The organism is Streptomyces sp. NPDC012769 (genome assembly GCF_042901205.1).
GTDB lineage: Bacteria > Actinomycetota > Actinomycetes > Streptomycetales > Streptomycetaceae > Streptomyces.
The window spans coordinates 759953-777189 of record NZ_JBIBCP010000002.1 but is presented as its reverse complement, the minus strand read 5'-3'; the positions used below and the strand labels follow the sequence as shown (position 1 = coordinate 777189).

Genomic DNA, 17237 nt, shown 5'->3' with positions numbered 1-17237 from the left:
CCCGGCCCCTGCCCGGGCCCCTCCCGCCCCGCGGTCCGCCCGGTCCATTCCCACGGCGCCGGCTGCGGGCGCGCGTCGTTCGGTTCTTCCCCCGCCACAGGTCCCCCTCTGTGGTCGTTGCGATGGTTCTCCCCACTTACCCTTCACGGACTCCTCACACACGCGGCCCGCTGCGGGCATTCCGCGCCCGGACCCCCTACAGTCGCGGGGTGCCGTACGACCACCGGAAGCTCCTCGCCCTCGCCCTGCCGTTCACCCTGCCGCTGGCACTGACCGCCTGCGCGGCAAAGGCCCCGCAGTCGTCCCGTACCGCCGACGCGAAGCCCACGGCCACGGCCGCCACGACCGCGAGCGCCGCACGGCCCTCGCTCCCGCTCGCCGGGCGGACGGTCGTCGTCGACCCCGGTCACAACCCGGGCAATTTCCGCCATACGAAGGAAATCAACAAAAAGGTCGACATCGGTACGAACCGCAAGGAGTGCGACACCACCGGGACCTCCACGAACGCCGGATACACCGAGGCCGCCTTCACCCTCGACGTCTCGCACCGTCTTCGCGATCTCCTCGAGAAGCGGGGCGCGAAGGTGGTCCTCGTCCACGACGCCGACCGCCCCTACGGGCCCTGCATCGACGAACGCGCCCGGATCGGCAACACCGCCGGGGCCGATGCCGTCGTCTCCGTCCACGCGGACGGCTCGGCGGTCGGGAACCGGGGCTTCCATGTGATCCTGCCCGCACGGGTGCGCGGCGGCGGCGCCGACACCGCGAAGATCGTGGAGCCGTCCCGTACCCTCGGCGGGAAACTGGCCGACGCGTTCGCCCGCGCGACCGGTTCACGGCCCGCCAACTACCTCGGTGGCGGTACGGGGTTGGACGTCCGCGACGATCTCGGTGGACTCAATCTCTCAACCGTGCCCAAGGTCTTCCTCGAATGCGGCAATATGCGTGATCCGAAGGACGCCGCGCTCCTGACCGACCCCGCGTGGCGCCAGAAGGCGGCACAGGGGATCGCGGACGGCATCGGGGCCTACCTGGAGGGGTAGGACCGAGGAGCGTTCGGGCGAACGATAGATTCGCTCCGTACGATGGGGCCGCCCCCGTGCTTCGCGCCACCCCGACGAGACGACCCGACGAAGGACTCCTTACGTGAATATCCGCTCCCTCACCCGAGGCGATGGCGTGCTGATCGGTGCAGCGGTGGTGCTGTTCATCGCCTCGTTCCTCGGCATCGCCGGCTGTGACGCCCCGGGCAACCTCTGTGACTCGTACGAAGCCCCGTTCTCCTGGGAGATGTCGCCGCTCGGCTGGGGCTCCTTCTTCCTGGGCATCGCCGGAGCCGCCCTCGTGGTCATCTCGCGCGCGCTGCCGCAGCAGCGGAAGGTGGCCGGCCTGGAACTCGGCCAGGTGGGCACGGCGTTCACCGTCGCCTCGGCCTGGACCCTGCTGATGTGGGTCTTCGAGTCCGGCAACGCCGGCGCGGGCCTGATCCTCGGCCTCATCGCCGCTCTGATCCTGGCCGCCGCCGCGATCGCCGGCCCGCTGATCCCGGCCCTGCAGGGCCCGCTCCTGGGCGCCCCGCGGCCGCAGACCCCGCAGCCCTACGGCATGCAGCCCGGCCAGCCGGGTCAGCCGGGCGTCCCCGGTGGCTACGGCTACCCGGGCGCCCAGCAGCAGCCGCAGCCGTACGGCGCGCAGCCCGACCCGTCGCTCGGCGGCCAGCCCTACGGCGCGCAGCCGCAGGCCGCGCAGCAGCCGCAGCCGCACGCCCCGCACGACGCCCAGCCGCAGCCCCAGGCCGCCCAGGCGCCGGCCTCGGACTTCCAGCCGTTCTGGTTCGCGGTCCCGGTGGCCCGCCCGCTGTACGGCGAGGACGGCTCCTCGGCGCCGATCGCCGAACTGGCCCCCGGAACCTGGTACCTGGCGGTCGAGCAGCGCGGCCAGGCCCTGGTCGCGCAGACGCAGGACGGCCGCCGTGGTGTCCTCCAGGACACCACCGGCATCCAGCGCGGCTAGCACCTCCGCAGTCGGCTCACGGCCCCTCGCCCGGATCCCTTCCGGGCGGGGGGCCGTTGCCGTACAGTGCCCGCCGAGCGGTCGGACCTGACGAAGTGTCAGAACGCGTCGGAAGGCTGGTGGACGGCATGCGACTCGGACTCGCCCTCGGCTACTGGGGCCGCGGCCCCTCCCCCGCCCACCTCGACCTCGCCCGCGAGGCCGAGCGGCTCGGCTACGACTCCGTGTGGACCGCGGAGGCCTGGGGCTCCGACGCCTTCACCGCGCTCACCTGGATCGCCGCCCACACCTCTCGCGTCCGGCTCGGCACGGCCGTCGCCCAGATGGCCGCCCGCACGCCGACCGCCACCGCCATGCACGCCCTCACCCTCGACCACCTCTCCGGCGGCCGGATGACGCTCGGACTCGGGCTGTCCGGGCCGCAGGTCGTCGAGGGCTGGTACGGGCGGCCCTTCCCGCGCTCGCCGCTCACCGCGACCCGCGAGTACGTGGACGTGGTGCGGCAGGTGCTGCGCCGCGAGGGGCCCGTCAGGCTGGACGGGCGCTACCACCCGCTCCCGTACGACGGTCCCGACGGCACCGGGCTCGGCAAGCCGCTCAAGCCGATCACCCACCCCCTCCGGGCCGAACTGCCCGTCCTGCTGGGCGCCGAGGGGCCCAAGAACATCGCGCAGACCCTGCGCATCGCCGACGGCTGGCTGCCGCTCTACTGGTCGCCCAACCGCTGGGCCGAGGTGTACGCCCTGCCCGACCGGCTGCCGGACGGCTTCCTGGTCGCCCCGATGGTCCGCGCCCAGGTCTGCGCCGACGTCACCGAGGGGCTGCTGCCCGTCAAGGCCATGCTCGGCTTCTACATCGGCGGCATGGGGCACGCGGCCCGCAACTTCCACGCCGACCTGATGGCCCGCATGGGATACGAGACGGAGGCCCGGCACATCCAGGAGCTGTTCGCGGCGGGACGCCGTGAGGAGGCGGTGCTCGCCGTCCCGGACGCCTTCGCCGACGAGATCTCCCTCGTCGGCCCGCGGGAACGGATCGCCGAACGCCTCGCGCAATGGCGCAAGGGCCCGGTCACCGACCTCCTGGTCACCGCCCCGGACCCCGCGACGCTGCGCGTCCTCGCGGAGCTCGTCGGCTGAGCAGGGCGCGGGCCGCTCCCAAGGAGGCTCGCCTCAGCCCCAGGACGGCTCGACGCGCCAGGAGCCGCGCGACTCCACGTACAGCAGGCACTCCTTCTTCGGCGCGGTGACGGTCGCCGTGAACGCCCCCTCGCCCCGGCACAGCGTCTCCGCGGTCCTGAGGTCCCGGCCCAGAACGCTCAGCGCGAAGGCCGAGCCCTCGTCCTGGGTGATCCGCAGGGGTGAGCGGCCTCCGGGGTGCCGCACCACGTACGAACCCTCGCCGCTCAGCGGCCCCTCCAGGAGCGGGACGTCCTCCAGCGGGTGCAGCCACGCCCGCCAGCCCTTCCTCGTGACGAAGTGGACGCGCACCGTCGGGGCGCCGTCCGCCGGCACCGGTACGACCGCCCGGGTCAGGGTCGAGGCGTGGGTGAGGATCTGCCACGGCCGGCCGCGTTCCCGCACCGGCTCCTCCACCTCGACCCACGAGTCCGCCGCCCGCTCCAGGTGCACCACGAGCAGCACCGGCTGACGGGGGTCGGGGCGGTGCAGCTGCACGCCCTTGGTCCCGCGGCTCTCCCAGCGGCTGCGGGCGCCGGTGTGCTCCGGCCAGGTCGCGTAAGGGCCGGAGGGCGTGGCGGCGGGCGGGACCGAGGCGGCAGGGCGGGCGACACGTGGGCGTGCGGCGGGGCGCGTGGCGGGCCCGGTGGCGATCGGCGGCAGGCCCTCGGCGAGGCGCACGGCGTCGGCCGCGCACACGGCGACGGTCCGGGGCGCACCCTCCGGCGGCGCCCACACGACCTCGTCGGTGGACGGCCCGTGCCGGGGGTCGAAGAAGCACGGTGGCGTGCGGGCCGGTCGCGGCCGGCCGGCCAGTACGGCGTCCACGCGGGCCAGCGCGTGACGGCCGGTGTCCAGGGTCCTCAACACGTCGGCGGCGTCCCTCGGGTTCCGGTCGCCCACGAACTCGCGCTTGGCCTGTTCGTAGAAGTCCAGGGCCTCTTGCCAGTCGGCGAGGAGCACCGGGTCGTCGGGGTGGGCGCCGGGGTTGAAGCCGTGCGCGGCGAGCGCCTCGCCGAACGCGGTGATCTCCGCGTCCACGCGGGCGAGTCCGGCCTCGTCGCGGACGAGTTCGCCCCCGTCGCGGCGCCCCCGGAACATTCCGGTGAGCGTCCCCCATATTCCGTCCGTCACGCCATGGATCGTAGACGGCGGGCCGCCTGAGTCCCCGTCTTGTCTCCCCTACGGCGGAGGCCGGCGTGGCCGCCGCTCAGCCGCCGCTGAGCTGGGAGGCGCTCGGGACCTTGTCGACGACCTCGGCGCCCGCGCTCCTCCCCGCGTCCTTCACGCCGGTGATGATGTTCTCGAAGGCGCCGATGTCGCCGTCGGTGGCCTCGCCCTTGCGCAACTTGGTGCCGAGGTCCTTCAGGGACTCGATCCCGGCGCTCAGCGGCGCGACCGCCTTGGAGAGCAGGGCGTCGCCCTTGGCGTTGTTCACGGCCGCCTTGAGACGGTTGTACGTGAAGGCGCCCGCGAGGCCCGCCTTCACCAGGGCGAGGGTGCGGCCGTCGGCGCCCTTCTTGAACTTGCCGGCGCGGTACGGCTTGACGATCCACTGGTACGTGGCGCCCGCCGCCAGGCCCGCGTTGGCGACGAACCGGGTCTTGGCCAGCCTCTGCTGCTCGAAGGTCGCCGAGGCCGTCGCCGCCGGGGTGGCCCGGGTGTCCGTGGTCATGCTCTGGTCGCTGTCGCCGCCGCAGGCCGCGGTCGTGGCCAGGAGCGCGCCGGACAGGAAGAGGGCGACGACGGCGCGGCGCGCTCGTACGAAGGTGGGCACGGTGAGACCTCCCTGGGCCCCCGGGGACTGTGGCGTCAGCCTCTCCCCCGCCCCCGGACCGCGCCACCCGGTCGCCCCCGAACGGGTTTCGACGGGCGATGCGCGGCAACCCGAGGGGTATGACTTCCGGACGGAGTAACACCACGCAAGCGGCGAGGGTGATCGTCGTCCTCGCCGACGTCATGGCCGCGATCATCGGCCTGTGGATCCTGATGTACCTGCTGGACGCGAACCGGGCCAACGGCCTGGTGGAGTTCGTCCGCAGCGTGGCCAGCTGGCTGGCGGGCTGGTCGCACGACCTGTTCACCTTCGACGAGGCATGGGCACGGGTCGTCGCGGGCTACGGCCTCGCCGCCGTGGTGTACCTGGTCGTCGGCCACCTGGTGGCGGGGCGGCTGCTGCGCCGCCACTGATCCCTTCGGGCCGCCGTCACCGACCGGCGGACCGTCACCGCCCGTGCGGGGCCGTCCTCCTGTGGGGGTAGGACGGCCCCGTACGGTCAGTCGCAGCAGTCGGGTTCCAGGCCGCGCGGCAGCCGCTCGCCGCCGAAGACGGCGACCGTCGCCTCCTCGCCGCCGAGCGCCGCCACCGCGAGCAGCAGCGAACCGGCGGTCCAGGTGGTCTGCTCCTCGGGCCAGACGGCCCGCTCGCCCTCGAAGACGTAACCGGTCCAGTAGTTGCCGTTCGCGGCCCGCAGGTGCCCGATGGAGGTGAGGATCTCCAGGGCACGGTCCGACTCGCCCATCGCCCACAGGGTGAGGGCGAGTTCGCAGCTCTCGCCGCCGGTGACCCAGGGGTTGGGCAGCACGCAGCGCACGCCGAGCCCCGGCACGACGAAGTCGTCCCACCGGGCGTCGATCCGGGCGTTGGCCTCGGGGCCGCTGACCGCGCCGCCGAGGACCGGGTAGTACCAGTCCATCGAGTAGCGGGACTTGTCGAGGAAGCGCTCGGGGTGGCGGCGTATCGCGTGGCGCAGGGCGCCGGCGGCCAGCTCCCAGTCGGGCTGCGGCTCCTCGCGCTCCTCGGCGATGGCGAGGGCGCAGCGCAGCGCCTGGTGGATGGAGGAACTGCCGGTGAGCAGCGCGTCGGTGACGGGCGTGCGGTCGGGCTCGCGCTTCCAGCCGATCTGGCCGCCGGGCTGCTGGAGGGCCAGGACGAACTCGACGGCGGCGTAGACGACGGGCCACATCCGGTCGAGGAAGACGTCGTCGCCGGTGGACAGGTAGTGGTGCCAGACGCCGACGGCGACGTACGCGACGAAGTTGGACTCGCGCCCGTGGTCGGTGACGTCCTCGGGGTCGCCGTCGTGGTAGGCGGCGTACCAGGAGCCGTCGGTGTTCTGGTGCCGGGCCAGCCACTCGTAGGCGCGCCGGGCGGCTTCGTGCTCGCCGGCGGTGTCGAGGGCCATGGCGGCCTCGATGTGGTCCCAGGGGTCCAGGTGGTGGCCGCGGAACCAGGGTATGGCGCCGTCCTCGCGCTGGACGGCGAGGATGCCGGCCACGGTCTCGGCGGCCTGCTCGGCGGTCAGGACCCCGGGCAGGACGAGGTGTTCCGCGATCCGCTCGGGAGAGGTCACGCGTCGGCCTTCGGGAGGTGGGGCTTGGTCGCGTACGCCACGAAGCTCTTGCCGACGACCGGGTTGAGCAGCTGCTCGGCGACCCGGGTCAGGGCGGGCTTCTTCATGATGTCCCAGACCAGCAGCTTGTGGTACGCGCGGACCGGCAGCGCCTTGTCGTTGTCCACGCCGAAGGCGCACTTGAGCCACCAGTAGGGCGCGTGCAGGGCGTGGGCGTGGTGGGTGCCGTACGGGCGGAGGCCGGCCTGGCGCATCTTGGCGAGCAGCTCGTCGGCCTTGTAGATGCGGATGTGGCCGCCCTCGACCTCGTGGTACTCGTCGGAGAGCGCCCAGCAGACCTTCTCCGGGCCGTAGCGCGGGACGGTGACGGCGATCCGGCCGCCGGGCTTCAGGACCCGGACCATCTCGGCGAGCACGCCCTTGTCGTCGGGGATGTGCTCCATGACCTCGGAGATGATGACGACGTCGAAGGACTCGTCGGGGAAGGGCAGGTTGAGCGCGTCGCCCTCCATGGCGGTGGCGGTGGCGCCGGCCGGGGCCTCGCCCGCCTCCTTCATGGCGGCGAACCACTTGGCGACCTCGCGGATCTCCTCGGCGTTCTGGTCGAGGGCGACGACCTGGGCGCCGCGCCGGTAGCACTCGAAGGCGTGCCGGCCCCCTCCGCAGCCCAGGTCGAGCACGCGGTCGCCAGGGGCGAGCGGGAAGCGGGTGAAGTCGACGGTCAGCACGGGGGTCTGCCTTTCAGTGGCTGCGCGGAGGGGGGTGGCCGCGGTGTCAGGAGCGGGGGGCCGCGACGCGGCCGTGGCGGGCGAGGGCCTCGCGGTACAGCTCGGCCGTGCCCTGGGCCGCCCTGGCCCAGGTGAAGCGGGCGAGCACCCGCTCCCGGCCCGCGGCGCCGAGCCGGGAGCGCAGTTCCGCGTCGCCGAGGACCCGGCCGAGCGCGGCGGCGAGGGCGCCCGCGTCGCCCGGGGGGACGGCCAGGCAGGTCTCGCCGTCGGGTCCGGCGACCTCGGGGATGGCGCCGCCGGTGGTGGCGACCAGCGGGGTGCCGGTGGCCATGCCTTCGGCGGCGGGCAGCGAGAAGCCCTCGTAGAGGGAGGGGACGCAGGCGACCTGGGCAGAGCGGTAGAGGTCGACGAGCTCGACGTCGGTGACGCCCTTGACGAACTCGACGGAGCCGGCGAGCCCGTACCGCTCGATGGCCTGGGCGACCGGCCCGTCCTCGGCGCGCTTGCCGACGACGACGAGGTGCGCGTCGGGGTTCTCGGTGCGGAGCTTGGCGAGGGCCTCGATGAGGTGGATCAGGCCCTTGAGGGGGACGTCGGCGCTGGAGGTGGTGACGATCCGGCCGGGGACCTCGGCGACGGACGGGCCCGGGGACCACAGGTCGGTGTCGGCGCCGATGTGGACGACCTTGACGCGGTCCGCGCGGACGCCGAGGTGCTCGACGATCTCCTGGCGCGAGGTGCCGGAGACGGTGAGGACGTCGGTCAGCCGGCGGGCGACCCGCTTCTGCATGCGGGTGAAGGCGTACCAGCGGCGTACGGAGGCGCGGCGCTTCCAGTCGGCGGCGGCGTCGAGTTCGAGCTGCCGGTCGACGGTGATGGGGTGGTGGATCGTGGTGACGAGCGGGGCGCCGAGGGCGCGGGGGCCGCCGAGGAGTCCGTAGCCGAGGGTCTGGTTGTCGTGGACGACGTCGAAGTCGCCGCGGCGGGCGGCGAGCATGCGGCGGGCCCGCAGGGAGAAGGTGAGCGGCTCGGGGAAGCCGCCGGTCCACATGGTGGCGACCTCGAGGGCGTCGATCCAGTCCCGGTACTCGTCGCGGCCCGGGGTGCGGAAGGGGTCGGGCTGGCGGTAGAGGTCGAGGCTGGCGATCTCGGTGAGCGGCACGCCCTCGTCGAGGGTCGGGTACGGCTGGGAGCCGATGACCTCGACGCTGTGGCCGAGGCGGGCGAGCTCGCGGGAGAGATGGCGGACGTAGACGCCCTGGCCCCCGCAGAACGGGTTCCCCTTGTACGTGAGGAGAGCGATCCGCAACGGACGGTCACCGCCGTCGGTCATGCCCGTTCGGGGGCCTGCTTCCACGGCCTCAGCGGTCACTCGCTGCCCCCTTCGAGCGTGCGTTTCGCGGGAGCGTAACCGCTCGCGCTAATGTAGAACAAGTTTCAGACCTGGGCGTTCTCGAACCTTCGAGGAGCACTGAATCTACCGGCAGGTAGCGCCGCCGTAAGAGCCGGATCAGGTGATTCGCGCCACGACGGTCACCCCGCCATACTGTCGCGAGCCGACCCCACGGAACGGGACCCATGACCGCGGAAGACAGACCCGCCTCGCCGCCCCTGACAGAGCGCCAGGAGGCGCGCCGCCGGCGCATCCTGCACGCCAGCGCGCAACTCGCGGGGCGGGGCGGTTTCGACGCCGTGCAGATGCGGGAGGTCGCCGAGGCGGCCGGGGTGGCGCTCGGGACGCTCTACCGCTATTTCCCGTCCAAGATCCATCTGCTGGTCGCCACGATGCAGGACCAGTTGCAGCACCTGCACACGACGCTGCGGAAGCGTCCGCCGGCGGGCGAGGACCCGGCGCAGCGGGTGGCCGAGACGCTGATGCGCGCGTTCCGGGCGCTCCAGCGGGAGCCGCAGCTCGCGGACGCGATGGTGCGGGCGCTGACCTTCGCGGACCGCAGCGTGAGCCCCGAGGTGGACACGGTGTCACGGCTGACCACCGCGATCATCCTGGACGCGATGGGGGCGGAGCACCCGACGCCGGAGCAGTTGTCGGCGGTGCGGGTCATCGAGCACACCTGGCACTCGGCGCTGATCACCTGGCTGTCGGGGCGGGCCTCGATCGCACAGGTGAAGATCGACATCGAGACGGTCTGCCGGCTGATCGACCTGACCGCGCCCGGCGCGGCGGGGGCGGCGGGGAACGGCACCGCGCCCGGCGCGGGGGCCGGGCGCGGCTGAGCTCAGGACTGCTTGCTCTTCTCCAGGTCGGCCTTGAACGCCGCCTCGCAGGTGGGCGTGGTGTCGCTGGCGATGAACATCACCATCTTGACCGGGCCCACGCTGTGGTCGCTGGCCTTCAGCTGCCAGGTGCCCTTGGTGAAGGTCTTGATCGTCGAGCCGTTCTGGGAGAGGGACTGGCCGGTCTTCCAGCCGCCCTTGCCGAGGGTCGCGACCGTGTCCGCGTAGGACTTCTTCGGGTCGGCGGCCTTGTCGGCGTCGGCGGTCCAGGAGACCATGCACTTCTCCAGGCCGGGCGGGATCTGCTCGCCGGAGGCGTCCTGGACGAAGCCCGCGCCGGTCGCCGCGGTCTCGATCTCCTTGCTCACGGCCTCGGCCGTCAGGTCCTCGCCGCCACCGGCCTCCGAGCCGCCGCCGGTCGTACCGGCCGCCGCCGAACCACCGCCCGTGGACGACGAACCACCCTTGTCCGAACCGCCGCCGCTCCCACAGCCCGCGACCAACAGCACCACACCGGCGGCCGCGGCCACCCAGTTCGCCTTGCGCACAACACTCCCAATTCCGCGCGCACAAGGGCCTCTTGCCCCCGTGATCAAGGGAGTAGTTTTGCATACGGGAACCTCTCGCCGATCGTGCGCGGAGCGCCGAGTGCCTGACCGGGGCCCGACCGCCTGACGCAGGCGTCCTCGGTGGCCACCAGGCCGATGTGCCCGGTCTCCGGAACGCCCCAGTACTGGGCCACCAGGCTCCAGCCGCGCTTCGTGAACGTCTGCGAGGCCTCGCCGACCGTCCCGTCGGGGGCCGTGCGTTGCTGCCGCTCGCCGGACCGCCGCCAGCCGCGCTCGCCGAGTTCGCCCAGCACCGCCTCGTACCGCCGGACGTCGAGCCGCTCGCCCGGCGTGCCGAAGCTCCGGTACTGCACCGCGCAGGCCGCCGGGGACCCGGCCGCCTCGGCGCTCTTCTCCATCGCGACCCAGCGCGGGTCGTTGGGCGGAGCTCCGGCGTCCACGGCCGACGCGTCGAGGTCCGCCCGCACCCGCACCTTCGTGAACGGCCCGGTACCGGGGTCGTCGGGGATGCCGGGGCCGCTGCCCGTGCCGGTGCCGGTCGCGCCGCAGCCACCGGCCGTCAGGACGACCGCCGTGACCGCGGCGAGCACGGCGGTCACGGCGCCCCGCGCCCTCGGCGTCCTGCGCATGTTCGCTCCCCACCCCTGTCCGGCCGTCGCCGCAGGAGTGTCGCACGGAGCCCTACTCCTCCGGCGGAAACACCGGCTCCCCGCCGTCCACCAGCGTGAGCGAGATCGCCTCCACCGGGCAGCCCTCCGCCGCCGCGAGGACGCGTTCGTCGGCGTCCGCCTCCGGCTCGCGGGGGTGGGACTGGCGGGCCGCGTCGAGGCGGAAGCCGTCCGGGGCGTGGTTGACGCACATGCCGGAGCCGATGCAGACGCTCCGGTCCACCTCCACGTGCCAGCGGTCGCCCATCACGCGCCACCCGGCCCCTCGTAGCCGGCCGGGAGGTGGATCATCTTGTGCTCCAGGTAGGCGGCCAGACCCTCGGGGCCGAACTCGCGGCCCAGGCCGGAGTTCTTGTAGCCGCCGAAGGGGCCGAGCATGTCGAGGCTGAAGGTGTTGACGTTGAAGGTGCCGGTGCGGACCTTGCGGGCGAAGTCGACGCCGTGCTCGACGTCGGCGGTCCAGACGCTGCCGCTGAGGCCGTAGTCGGAGTCGTCGGCGATCCGCAGGGCCTCGTCCTCGTCCCCGTACGGCAGGAGGCAGATGACCGGGCCGAAGATCTCCTCGCGGGCGACCCGCATCGAGTTGTCGACGTCGCCGAAGAGGGTCGGCTCGACGTACCAGCCGCGTTCCAGGCCGGCCGGACGGCCGCCGCCGGTCAGGACCTTGGCGCCCTCGGCCTGGCCGATGCCGATGTAGTCGAGGGAGCGCTGCTGCTGACGGCGGGCGACGAGCGGGCCGACCTGGGTGGCGGGGTCGAGCGGGTCGCCGACCACCAGCGCGCCGGCCGCAGCGGCGAAGGCCTCGGCGATCTCGTCGTAGCGGGAGCGCGGGGCGAGGATGCGGGTCTGGGCCACGCACGCCTGCCCGTTGTTCATCCAGGCGGCCGGGACGATCCCGGCGACGGCCGCCGCCAGGTCGGCGTCGGGCAGGATCACGGCGGCGGACTTGCCGCCGAGCTCCAGGGTGACGCGGGTGAGGTTGCGGGAGGCGACCTCCATCACCCGCTTGCCGGCCGCGACCGACCCGGTGAAGGAGACCTTGTCGACGCCCGGGTGGCCCACCAGGTACTCGCTGACCTCCCGGTCGGCGGGCAGGATCGACAGGACGCCCTCCGGCAGCCCGGCCTCGGCCGCGATCTCGCCGAGGATGTACGAGTCGAGGGGCGCCTCCGGGGAGGGCTTGAGGACGACGGTGCAGCCGGCGAGCAGCGCGGGCCCGAGTTTGGCGGCGGCGGTGAACTGCGGGACGTTCCACGGGATGACGGCCGCGACGACCCCGACCGGCTCCCGGCGCACGAGCAGCGGGCCGAGGACTCCGGCGCGCCGCTCCTCGTAGGCGTAGTCGCGGGCCACGGTGATCGCCGAGTCCCACACCATCATCGCGCCGAGCGCCTGGGCGAGGACGGACCAGGAGTACGGGGAGCCGTTCTGGGAGCTGATGGAGCGGGCGATCTCCTCGTGCCGCACGGCGATCGCGTCCTTGATCCGCCCGACGACCTCGATCCGCTCCTCCAGCGTCATCCGCGGCCACGGCCCCTCGTCGAAGGCCCGCCGGGCGGCGGCGACGGCCCGGTCGACGTCGGCCTTCGAGGCGTGCGGCACGCGGCCGATGACCTCCTCGGTGTGCGGGGAGATCACCTCGATGACCTCGCTGCCGAGCGGATCGGCCAACGCGCCGCCGATGAACAGTTCTCCGTGCTCCACAAGCTCGGTCATGGCCGCCTGCCTCCCGAAAGCCCGCACTATCCGACTGTGTGTCCCACTGCCCTCTGTCTGACTGTGCATCAGAACTGATACCAGTTCTAGTTATACTTGGCCATACTCAGGACGAAACCGGCCCCCACCAGCGGCTTTACCGCTGGTGGGGGCCGCCAGTCGACGACCCGCTGTCTCCCTCGGCGACACTGGCAGCGCTCCGTGTGCGCGAGGACTCCGTGGACTGGCTGGTGTTGGGGGACTGCACACTCGTCCTTGACCGCGAGGGAGCGCTGGAAGTGATCTCGGACGACCGTCTCGCGTCAGTGGCCCAGGATGAGCGGGCGGCGATGCGCGCTGCACCCCCCTACTCTGAAGAGCGCCGCTCACTCCACGAACGTCTCGTCCAGGCAGAGCGGGCTCTGCGTAATCGTCCGGGGGGCTACTGGGTGGCTGCGGCACACCCGTTCGCCGCGGGCGCGGCGCTGCACGGCACCCACCCACGAGAGGAAGTCAGGGGGGCCGCCCTGCTTACCGATGGTGCGGCGCGATTGGCGACTCTGTTCGCTTTGGCTGACTGACAGAGTGCCTGACGATGCTTGCGGATCAAGGCCCAGAGAGCCTGGGTCAGACGTGTACGAGAGGCGGAGCTGAGCGACCTCGCGTCCAGCCGATGGCCGCGCAGCAAGGTGCATGACGACGCCACGGCTGTCTACGTCAACCTTCGAAAGGGCGGGGCGTTCAGTTCCCAGACGCCTCAGTAGGCGCAGTAGCTCACGGTGCCGCCAGTCACCCGACTGAAGCAGACGCCCGTCGGCGCGGGGCGCACGGCGGCGCCCTGGACCGCAGCAGCGTCGCCCATCGATGAATGGGCGCCTTCTCCACGGCCCCAGCACTCACGGAGCCCGTCAAACATTTGAGTCGACGGCAGCCGGGGGCCGGAGCGGAACGCGAGAAAGGTGGGCGGATCAGTCAGCGAGAATTGCCAGAGCCACCTTTCCCCTCCCAATAACTCAAGCATTCGGCAAGATAACGCCCGAGGGCTTCGACATCGTCATAGGACAGGTCTTCCTTGTCGCGGTCGAACAGCGCACGCTCGGACCCGAAGACGGTTACCACCTCACCAGTGACGCTATTAGTCAGGCCAATCTCAAACTTACCCTCGCCGAATTTGATGGACGGGCTAGCAGAGAGGAAGTGATGCATTGCACTCCTTCACGTAAGTCACCAGAGAATAAGGCCGAAGTAGACGAGAGAAAGTACCGTAGAGATGAACAGACAGATGCATGAAGCGTTCAGAATGCTGTGCTGCCGCTTCGTCAGATCGTCCCACCTGGAGAGTTCACAGGGATCAGGGGTCGTCTTCTTATAACGGAACCGAATGTGCTGCTCGAATGACTTATGCCCGAGGTGGATACTCAAGAGGGCAAACCCGACGGCCAGCAAGGCGAAGAAGGCGGAACCGACGAGCCACCTTACGACGCCCCCCGGAGTTAGCGCCTCTGGATTGAAGTCCTTAGCGTAGCTCAGGGCAAATTTGGTCGAGAAAGCGACGATAGCCGTCGCCGCAGTAATGAGGAAGTAGACCCACTTTTGCTTGAGGTCAACGAGAGAGTCGGCCTGCTCATCTACCTGCAAAGCATATTCGTCCACATCCACGTCGCGACTTTCCCATTCTCTACTGGGGCCTGCCATCAATCACCGATTAACTATGCGACCGCCATTTGAGATCGATTGCATCATCGCCCCGACTGAAGACTCCGCCATTAAGCCGATCGTGGGCCGCGCAGATGCCGACCGCCTCCCGCCAGCCGCCGCTGTGATGGAGGGAGAATCCCTCACCCGTCAGGACTGAGCGTCGATTCACGGCCGGTAATAGCGCTCACGCCGGAGCTACTGGCACCCGAAGATGGCAACGGACTGGCCGTCTGCGGGCCACGCGAGTGGAACCCAGCATCCCTACCTCGGGCCGCCTCTGGGCCGTGCGAGAGGGCCCGGCGACGGCCGACAACGACCAACCACGGCGGCCGCAACGCAGGTCGGCCGGGGGTGAAGTCTAAGCACCCCAGGCCACCCTGACGCCCTGTCAGTTCTAGTTATAGTGGGCAATGGCCGTACCGGACCGGGGAGACGAGGGCGCTCATGAGTCAGGTGACCGACACGGTGACCGAGCACGGCGGAGGCGTCTGGTCGCTGCGGGTCCCCATCCCGGACAACCCCCTCGGGCACACCCTCGTCCACGTCCTCGACACCGACCGCGGGCCCGTGCTCGTCGACACCGGCTGGGACGACCCCGACTCCTGGGCCGAGCTCACCGCCGGGCTCACGGCCCTCGGGATCGGCGTCGCGGACGTCCACGGGATCGTCGTCACCCACCACCACCCCGACCACCACGGCCTGTCCGGCCGGGTGCGGGAGGAGTCCGGCGCCTGGATCGCCATGCACGCCGCCGACATCGCCGTCGTCCGCCGCACCCGCGACTCCGCACCCGGCAGCTGGCTCGACTACCTAGCCCGCAAGCTCGCCGCCGTCGGCGCCCCCGAGGAGCACACCGCCCCGCTGCTCGCCGCCCGCGCCGCCGGCGGCCGGATGCGGACCCTGCCCGGACTGCGCTCCGCCCTGCCCGACCGGGAGATCGTCCCCGGCGAGCTCCTCGACCTGGCCGGCCGCAGGCTGCGGGCCGTGTGGACGCCCGGTCACACCCCCGGCCACGTCTGTCTCCACCTGGAGGAGACCCACCCGGCCGGCCTCCCCGGCCACGGCCGGCTGTTCTCCGGCGACCACCTGCTGCCCGGCATCAGCCCGCACATCGGGCTGTACGAGGACCCCGACGACGCCACCGTCACCGACCCCCTCGGCGACTACCTCGACTCCCTCGAACGCGTCGGCCGCCTCGGCGTCGCCGAGGTGCTCCCCGCCCACCAGCACGCCTTCCCCGACGCCGTCGGTCGGGTCCGCGCGCTCCTCGCCCACCACGAGGAGCGCCTCACCGGCCTCCTCGCCCTGCTCGCCGCCCCGCTCACCCCCTGGCAGCTCGCCGAACGGATGGAGTGGAACCGCCCCTGGGACCGCATCCCGCACGGCTCCCGCAACATCGCCGTCAGCGAGGCCGAGGCCCACGTCCGCCACCTGGTGAAGCGGGGCCGGGCGGAACCGGTGCCGGGCACGGACCCGGTGGCGTACGTGGCGGTGTGACGTACGGGCGGGCGAGGGTGACGGTGTGACGTACGGGCGGGCGAAGGTGACGGTGTGACGTACGGCTCCGGGGGCGGCGCGGACCCGGCCGGTAGAGTGGGCGCTCGTCGTCATGCCCGTACAGGGGGAAGCCGGTGGAATTCCGGCACTGACCCGCAACCGTGAGCCGCCCGTCCGGACGGTGAGTCGGAATGCCCGGTACGGGACGTGAGCGCCGGCACCGTCGAGGAATACGGCGCCGGAGGCTGGGCCCGTCGGGGCGCCGGTGTCCGGTGCCCGCAGGAGAGGGACCCATGATCAGCGTTCGCCGCGCCGCCGCCGCACTCGCGGCCGGTGCCGTGCTCAGCACCACCGCCGCCGGAACGGCCGCCGCCGCGCCCTCGCCGACCCCGTCCCCCGCCAAGGTCCCGGCCGGTCTCTACGGCACGTCGGACCCCACCTACGACGGCGTCTGGCGCCAGTCGCTCGCCTTCCTCGCCCAGCGCACCTCCGGCATCCAGCCCGCCGACCAGGCCGTGGACTGGCTGCTCGGCCAGCAGTGCGCGAACGGCGCCTTCGCCTCGTACCGCCCCGAGCCGGCCAAGCCCTGCGACGCCCGGACGATGCTCGACAGCAACGCCACCGCCGTCGCCGTGCAGGCGCTGACCGCCGTGAAGCGCCAGTCCGCCGACCCGGCGAAGACCGAGAAGGCCGCCAAGGCCGGCGCCGACTGGCTGAAGAGCGTGCAGAACAAGGACGGCGGCTGGAGCTACAGCCCCGGCGGCCCGAGCGACGCCAACTCCACCTCGATCGTCATGAGCGCCTTCGCGGCCGCCGGCGTCCGGTCCGGTGACCTGAAGTCGGCCGGCGGCAAGACCCCGTACGACGCCCTGCTCACCTTCGCCATGCCCTGCGCGGATCCCGCGGTGAAGGACGGCGCGGCCGCGGGGGCCTCCCGTGCCGACGGCCGTTCCGGCGGCGGTGGTGCCTTCGCCTACCAGCCCGACAAGACGGGCAAGCTCCTCGCGAACGCCGACGCCACCGCGGCCGCCACCCTCGCCGGCCTCGGCAAGGGCATCACCGCCCGCGGCGCGCAGCCCCAGCAGTCCCCGACCTGCACCGACCTGCCCAAGCCGACGGCTCAGCGCGCCGCCCTCAACGGCGCCTCCCACCTCGCCGGCCTGCTCGCCTCGTCCGGCCACCTCACCACCCCGCCGATGCCTGGCGCCACCGAGACCGCCGCGCAGCCCGACTACGGCAACACCGCCGACGCCGTCGTCGCGCTCGCCGCCGCCGGGGCGAAGAAGGAGGCCACCGGCGCCCTGACCTGGCTGGAGAAGAACTCCGCCGCCTGGGCGAAGACCGGCGGACCGGCCGCCTACGCCCAGCTGGTCTTCGCCGCGCACGCCATGGACACCGACCCGCGCAGCTTCGGCACCGTCGACCTGCTGGAGCAGCTGAACGCCACCGGCCCCGCCCCCAAGGCGCCCGACAACTCCCAGGCCTCCGCGGGCGCGGAGGAGGACGAGTCCGGCTTCGACGTGTGGTGGATCATCGGCATCGGCATGGTCGTCGGCGTCGGCATCGGCTTCCTCCTGAGCGGTCGCAAGAAGTGAGGTCGAGG

18 protein-coding genes and 1 riboswitch are annotated in these 17237 nt (G+C 72.3%); of the genes, 7 read left to right on the top strand and 11 right to left on the bottom strand.

Going from position 1 to position 17237, the window contains the following annotated elements; genetic code table 11:
• Window positions 1–245: 245 nt before the first annotated feature.
• The 3 genes from ACFY7C_RS12555 to ACFY7C_RS12545 all read left to right on the top strand — a co-directional run bounded on the left by ACFY7C_RS12555 (window position 246) and on the right by ACFY7C_RS12545 (window position 3152).
• Window positions 246–1043, top strand: coding sequence for an N-acetylmuramoyl-L-alanine amidase (locus ACFY7C_RS12555; protein WP_389649473.1), 798 nt, complete (start codon window positions 246–248; stop codon window positions 1041–1043).
• 103 nt (window positions 1044–1146) lie between these two features.
• Window positions 1147–2013: a DUF5336 domain-containing protein gene (locus ACFY7C_RS12550; RefSeq protein ID WP_389647981.1), complete on the top strand. Its 867-nt coding sequence runs from the start codon at window positions 1147–1149 to the stop codon at window positions 2011–2013.
• A 128-nt stretch (window positions 2014–2141) separates the two neighbouring features.
• The gene (locus ACFY7C_RS12545; RefSeq protein ID WP_389647978.1) at window positions 2142–3152 is read left to right on the top strand and encodes an LLM class F420-dependent oxidoreductase; all 1011 of its coding nucleotides are present in this window, start codon (window positions 2142–2144) and stop codon (window positions 3150–3152) included.
• Between the two features lie 33 nt (window positions 3153–3185).
• Here the strand turns inward: ACFY7C_RS12545 and ACFY7C_RS12540 are convergent, their stop codons facing one another.
• Window positions 3186–4325 carry a hypothetical protein gene (locus ACFY7C_RS12540; RefSeq protein ID WP_389647975.1) on the bottom strand — a complete coding sequence of 380 codons (1140 nt, stop codon included), beginning with the start codon at window positions 4323–4325 and terminating at the stop codon, window positions 3186–3188.
• A gap of 76 nt (window positions 4326–4401) precedes the next feature.
• Window positions 4402–4968, bottom strand: a complete 567-nt coding sequence (locus tag ACFY7C_RS12535) for a hypothetical protein (protein ID WP_389647972.1) — start codon at window positions 4966–4968, stop codon at window positions 4402–4404.
• A 119-nt stretch (window positions 4969–5087) separates the two neighbouring features.
• Here ACFY7C_RS12535 and ACFY7C_RS12530 point away from each other — a divergent pair, with 119 nt between their 5' ends.
• Entirely contained in the window at window positions 5088–5381 is a 294-nt protein-coding gene (locus tag ACFY7C_RS12530; RefSeq protein ID WP_389647970.1) for a hypothetical protein, read from the top strand.
• Between the two features lie 86 nt (window positions 5382–5467).
• On the opposite strand, the gene ACFY7C_RS12525 is transcribed toward ACFY7C_RS12530, so the two are convergent.
• Genes ACFY7C_RS12525 through ACFY7C_RS12515 form a run of 3 tightly spaced genes read right to left on the bottom strand, consistent with a single transcriptional unit; the run spans window position 5468 to window position 8644 of the window.
• Window positions 5468–6544, bottom strand: a complete 1077-nt coding sequence (locus ACFY7C_RS12525; protein WP_389647967.1) for a prenyltransferase — start codon at window positions 6542–6544, stop codon at window positions 5468–5470.
• Entirely contained in the window at window positions 6541–7272 is a 732-nt protein-coding gene (locus ACFY7C_RS12520) for a class I SAM-dependent methyltransferase (protein WP_389647964.1), read from the bottom strand. Before ACFY7C_RS12520 ends, ACFY7C_RS12525 begins: the two co-directional genes overlap by 4 nt.
• Before the next feature lie 46 nt (window positions 7273–7318).
• Window positions 7319–8644: a glycosyltransferase family 4 protein gene (locus tag ACFY7C_RS12515; RefSeq protein WP_389647961.1), complete on the bottom strand. Its 1326-nt coding sequence runs from the start codon at window positions 8642–8644 to the stop codon at window positions 7319–7321.
• Between the two features lie 206 nt (window positions 8645–8850).
• Here ACFY7C_RS12515 and ACFY7C_RS12510 point away from each other — a divergent pair, with 206 nt between their 5' ends.
• Complete coding sequence (locus tag ACFY7C_RS12510; RefSeq protein ID WP_389647959.1) at window positions 8851–9507, top strand: TetR family transcriptional regulator; 657 nt, start codon at window positions 8851–8853, stop codon at window positions 9505–9507.
• A gap of 2 nt (window positions 9508–9509) precedes the next feature.
• Here the strand turns inward: ACFY7C_RS12510 and ACFY7C_RS12505 are convergent, their stop codons facing one another.
• From ACFY7C_RS12505 to ACFY7C_RS12480, 6 genes are all read right to left on the bottom strand, one after another.
• A complete protein-coding gene (locus ACFY7C_RS12505) occupies window positions 9510–10055 on the bottom strand; it encodes a hypothetical protein (protein WP_389647956.1) in 546 nt (181 codons plus the stop codon).
• A 44-nt stretch (window positions 10056–10099) separates the two neighbouring features.
• A complete protein-coding gene (locus ACFY7C_RS12500) occupies window positions 10100–10705 on the bottom strand; it encodes a hypothetical protein (protein WP_389647954.1) in 606 nt (201 codons plus the stop codon).
• 52 nt (window positions 10706–10757) lie between these two features.
• Entirely contained in the window at window positions 10758–10991 is a 234-nt protein-coding gene (locus ACFY7C_RS12495) for a ferredoxin (protein ID WP_389647951.1), read from the bottom strand.
• A complete protein-coding gene (locus ACFY7C_RS12490) occupies window positions 10991–12460 on the bottom strand; it encodes an aldehyde dehydrogenase (RefSeq protein ID WP_389647948.1) in 1470 nt (489 codons plus the stop codon). The genes ACFY7C_RS12495 and ACFY7C_RS12490 overlap by 1 nt, the downstream gene beginning before the upstream one ends.
• A gap of 951 nt (window positions 12461–13411) precedes the next feature.
• A complete protein-coding gene (locus ACFY7C_RS12485; protein WP_389647946.1) occupies window positions 13412–13645 on the bottom strand; it encodes a hypothetical protein in 234 nt (77 codons plus the stop codon).
• A gap of 18 nt (window positions 13646–13663) precedes the next feature.
• The gene (locus ACFY7C_RS12480; RefSeq protein WP_389647943.1) at window positions 13664–14098 is read right to left on the bottom strand and encodes a hypothetical protein; all 435 of its coding nucleotides are present in this window, start codon (window positions 14096–14098) and stop codon (window positions 13664–13666) included.
• Window positions 14099–14581: 483 nt separating this feature from the next.
• On the opposite strand from ACFY7C_RS12480, the gene ACFY7C_RS12475 reads away from it, so the two are divergent.
• Together ACFY7C_RS12475 and ACFY7C_RS12470 are read left to right on the top strand one after the other, a co-directional pair.
• Window positions 14582–15634 carry an MBL fold metallo-hydrolase gene (locus tag ACFY7C_RS12475; protein WP_389647940.1) on the top strand — a complete coding sequence of 351 codons (1053 nt, stop codon included), beginning with the start codon at window positions 14582–14584 and terminating at the stop codon, window positions 15632–15634.
• A gap of 122 nt (window positions 15635–15756) precedes the next feature.
• Window positions 15757–15831, top strand: a riboswitch (cobalamin riboswitch).
• Between the two features lie 96 nt (window positions 15832–15927).
• Window positions 15928–17229 (top strand): prenyltransferase/squalene oxidase repeat-containing protein, encoded by a 1302-nt coding sequence (locus tag ACFY7C_RS12470; protein WP_389647936.1) that lies wholly within the window; start codon window positions 15928–15930, stop codon window positions 17227–17229.
• The last annotated feature ends 8 nt before the right edge of the window (window positions 17230–17237 follow it).

Bases quoted from the DNA above. Each gene is read 5' to 3' on its own strand.
- ACFY7C_RS12545 (WP_389647978.1), top strand. From the start codon at position 2,142: ATGCGACTCGGACTCGCCCTCGGCTACTGGGGCCGCGGCCCCTCCCCC.
- ACFY7C_RS12530 (WP_389647970.1), top strand. From the start codon at position 5,088: ATGACTTCCGGACGGAGTAACACCACGCAAGCGGCGAGGGTGATCGTC.
- ACFY7C_RS12510 (WP_389647959.1), top strand. From the start codon at position 8,851: ATGACCGCGGAAGACAGACCCGCCTCGCCGCCCCTGACAGAGCGCCAG.
- ACFY7C_RS12500 (WP_389647954.1), bottom strand. From the start codon at position 10,705: ATGCGCAGGACGCCGAGGGCGCGGGGCGCCGTGACCGCCGTGCTCGCC.
- ACFY7C_RS12495 (WP_389647951.1), bottom strand. From the start codon at position 10,991: ATGGGCGACCGCTGGCACGTGGAGGTGGACCGGAGCGTCTGCATCGGC.
- ACFY7C_RS12490 (WP_389647948.1), bottom strand. From the start codon at position 12,460: ATGACCGAGCTTGTGGAGCACGGAGAACTGTTCATCGGCGGCGCGTTG.
- ACFY7C_RS12485 (WP_389647946.1), bottom strand. From the start codon at position 13,645: ATGCATCACTTCCTCTCTGCTAGCCCGTCCATCAAATTCGGCGAGGGT.
- ACFY7C_RS12475 (WP_389647940.1), top strand. From the start codon at position 14,582: ATGAGTCAGGTGACCGACACGGTGACCGAGCACGGCGGAGGCGTCTGG.
- ACFY7C_RS12470 (WP_389647936.1), top strand. From the start codon at position 15,928: ATGATCAGCGTTCGCCGCGCCGCCGCCGCACTCGCGGCCGGTGCCGTG.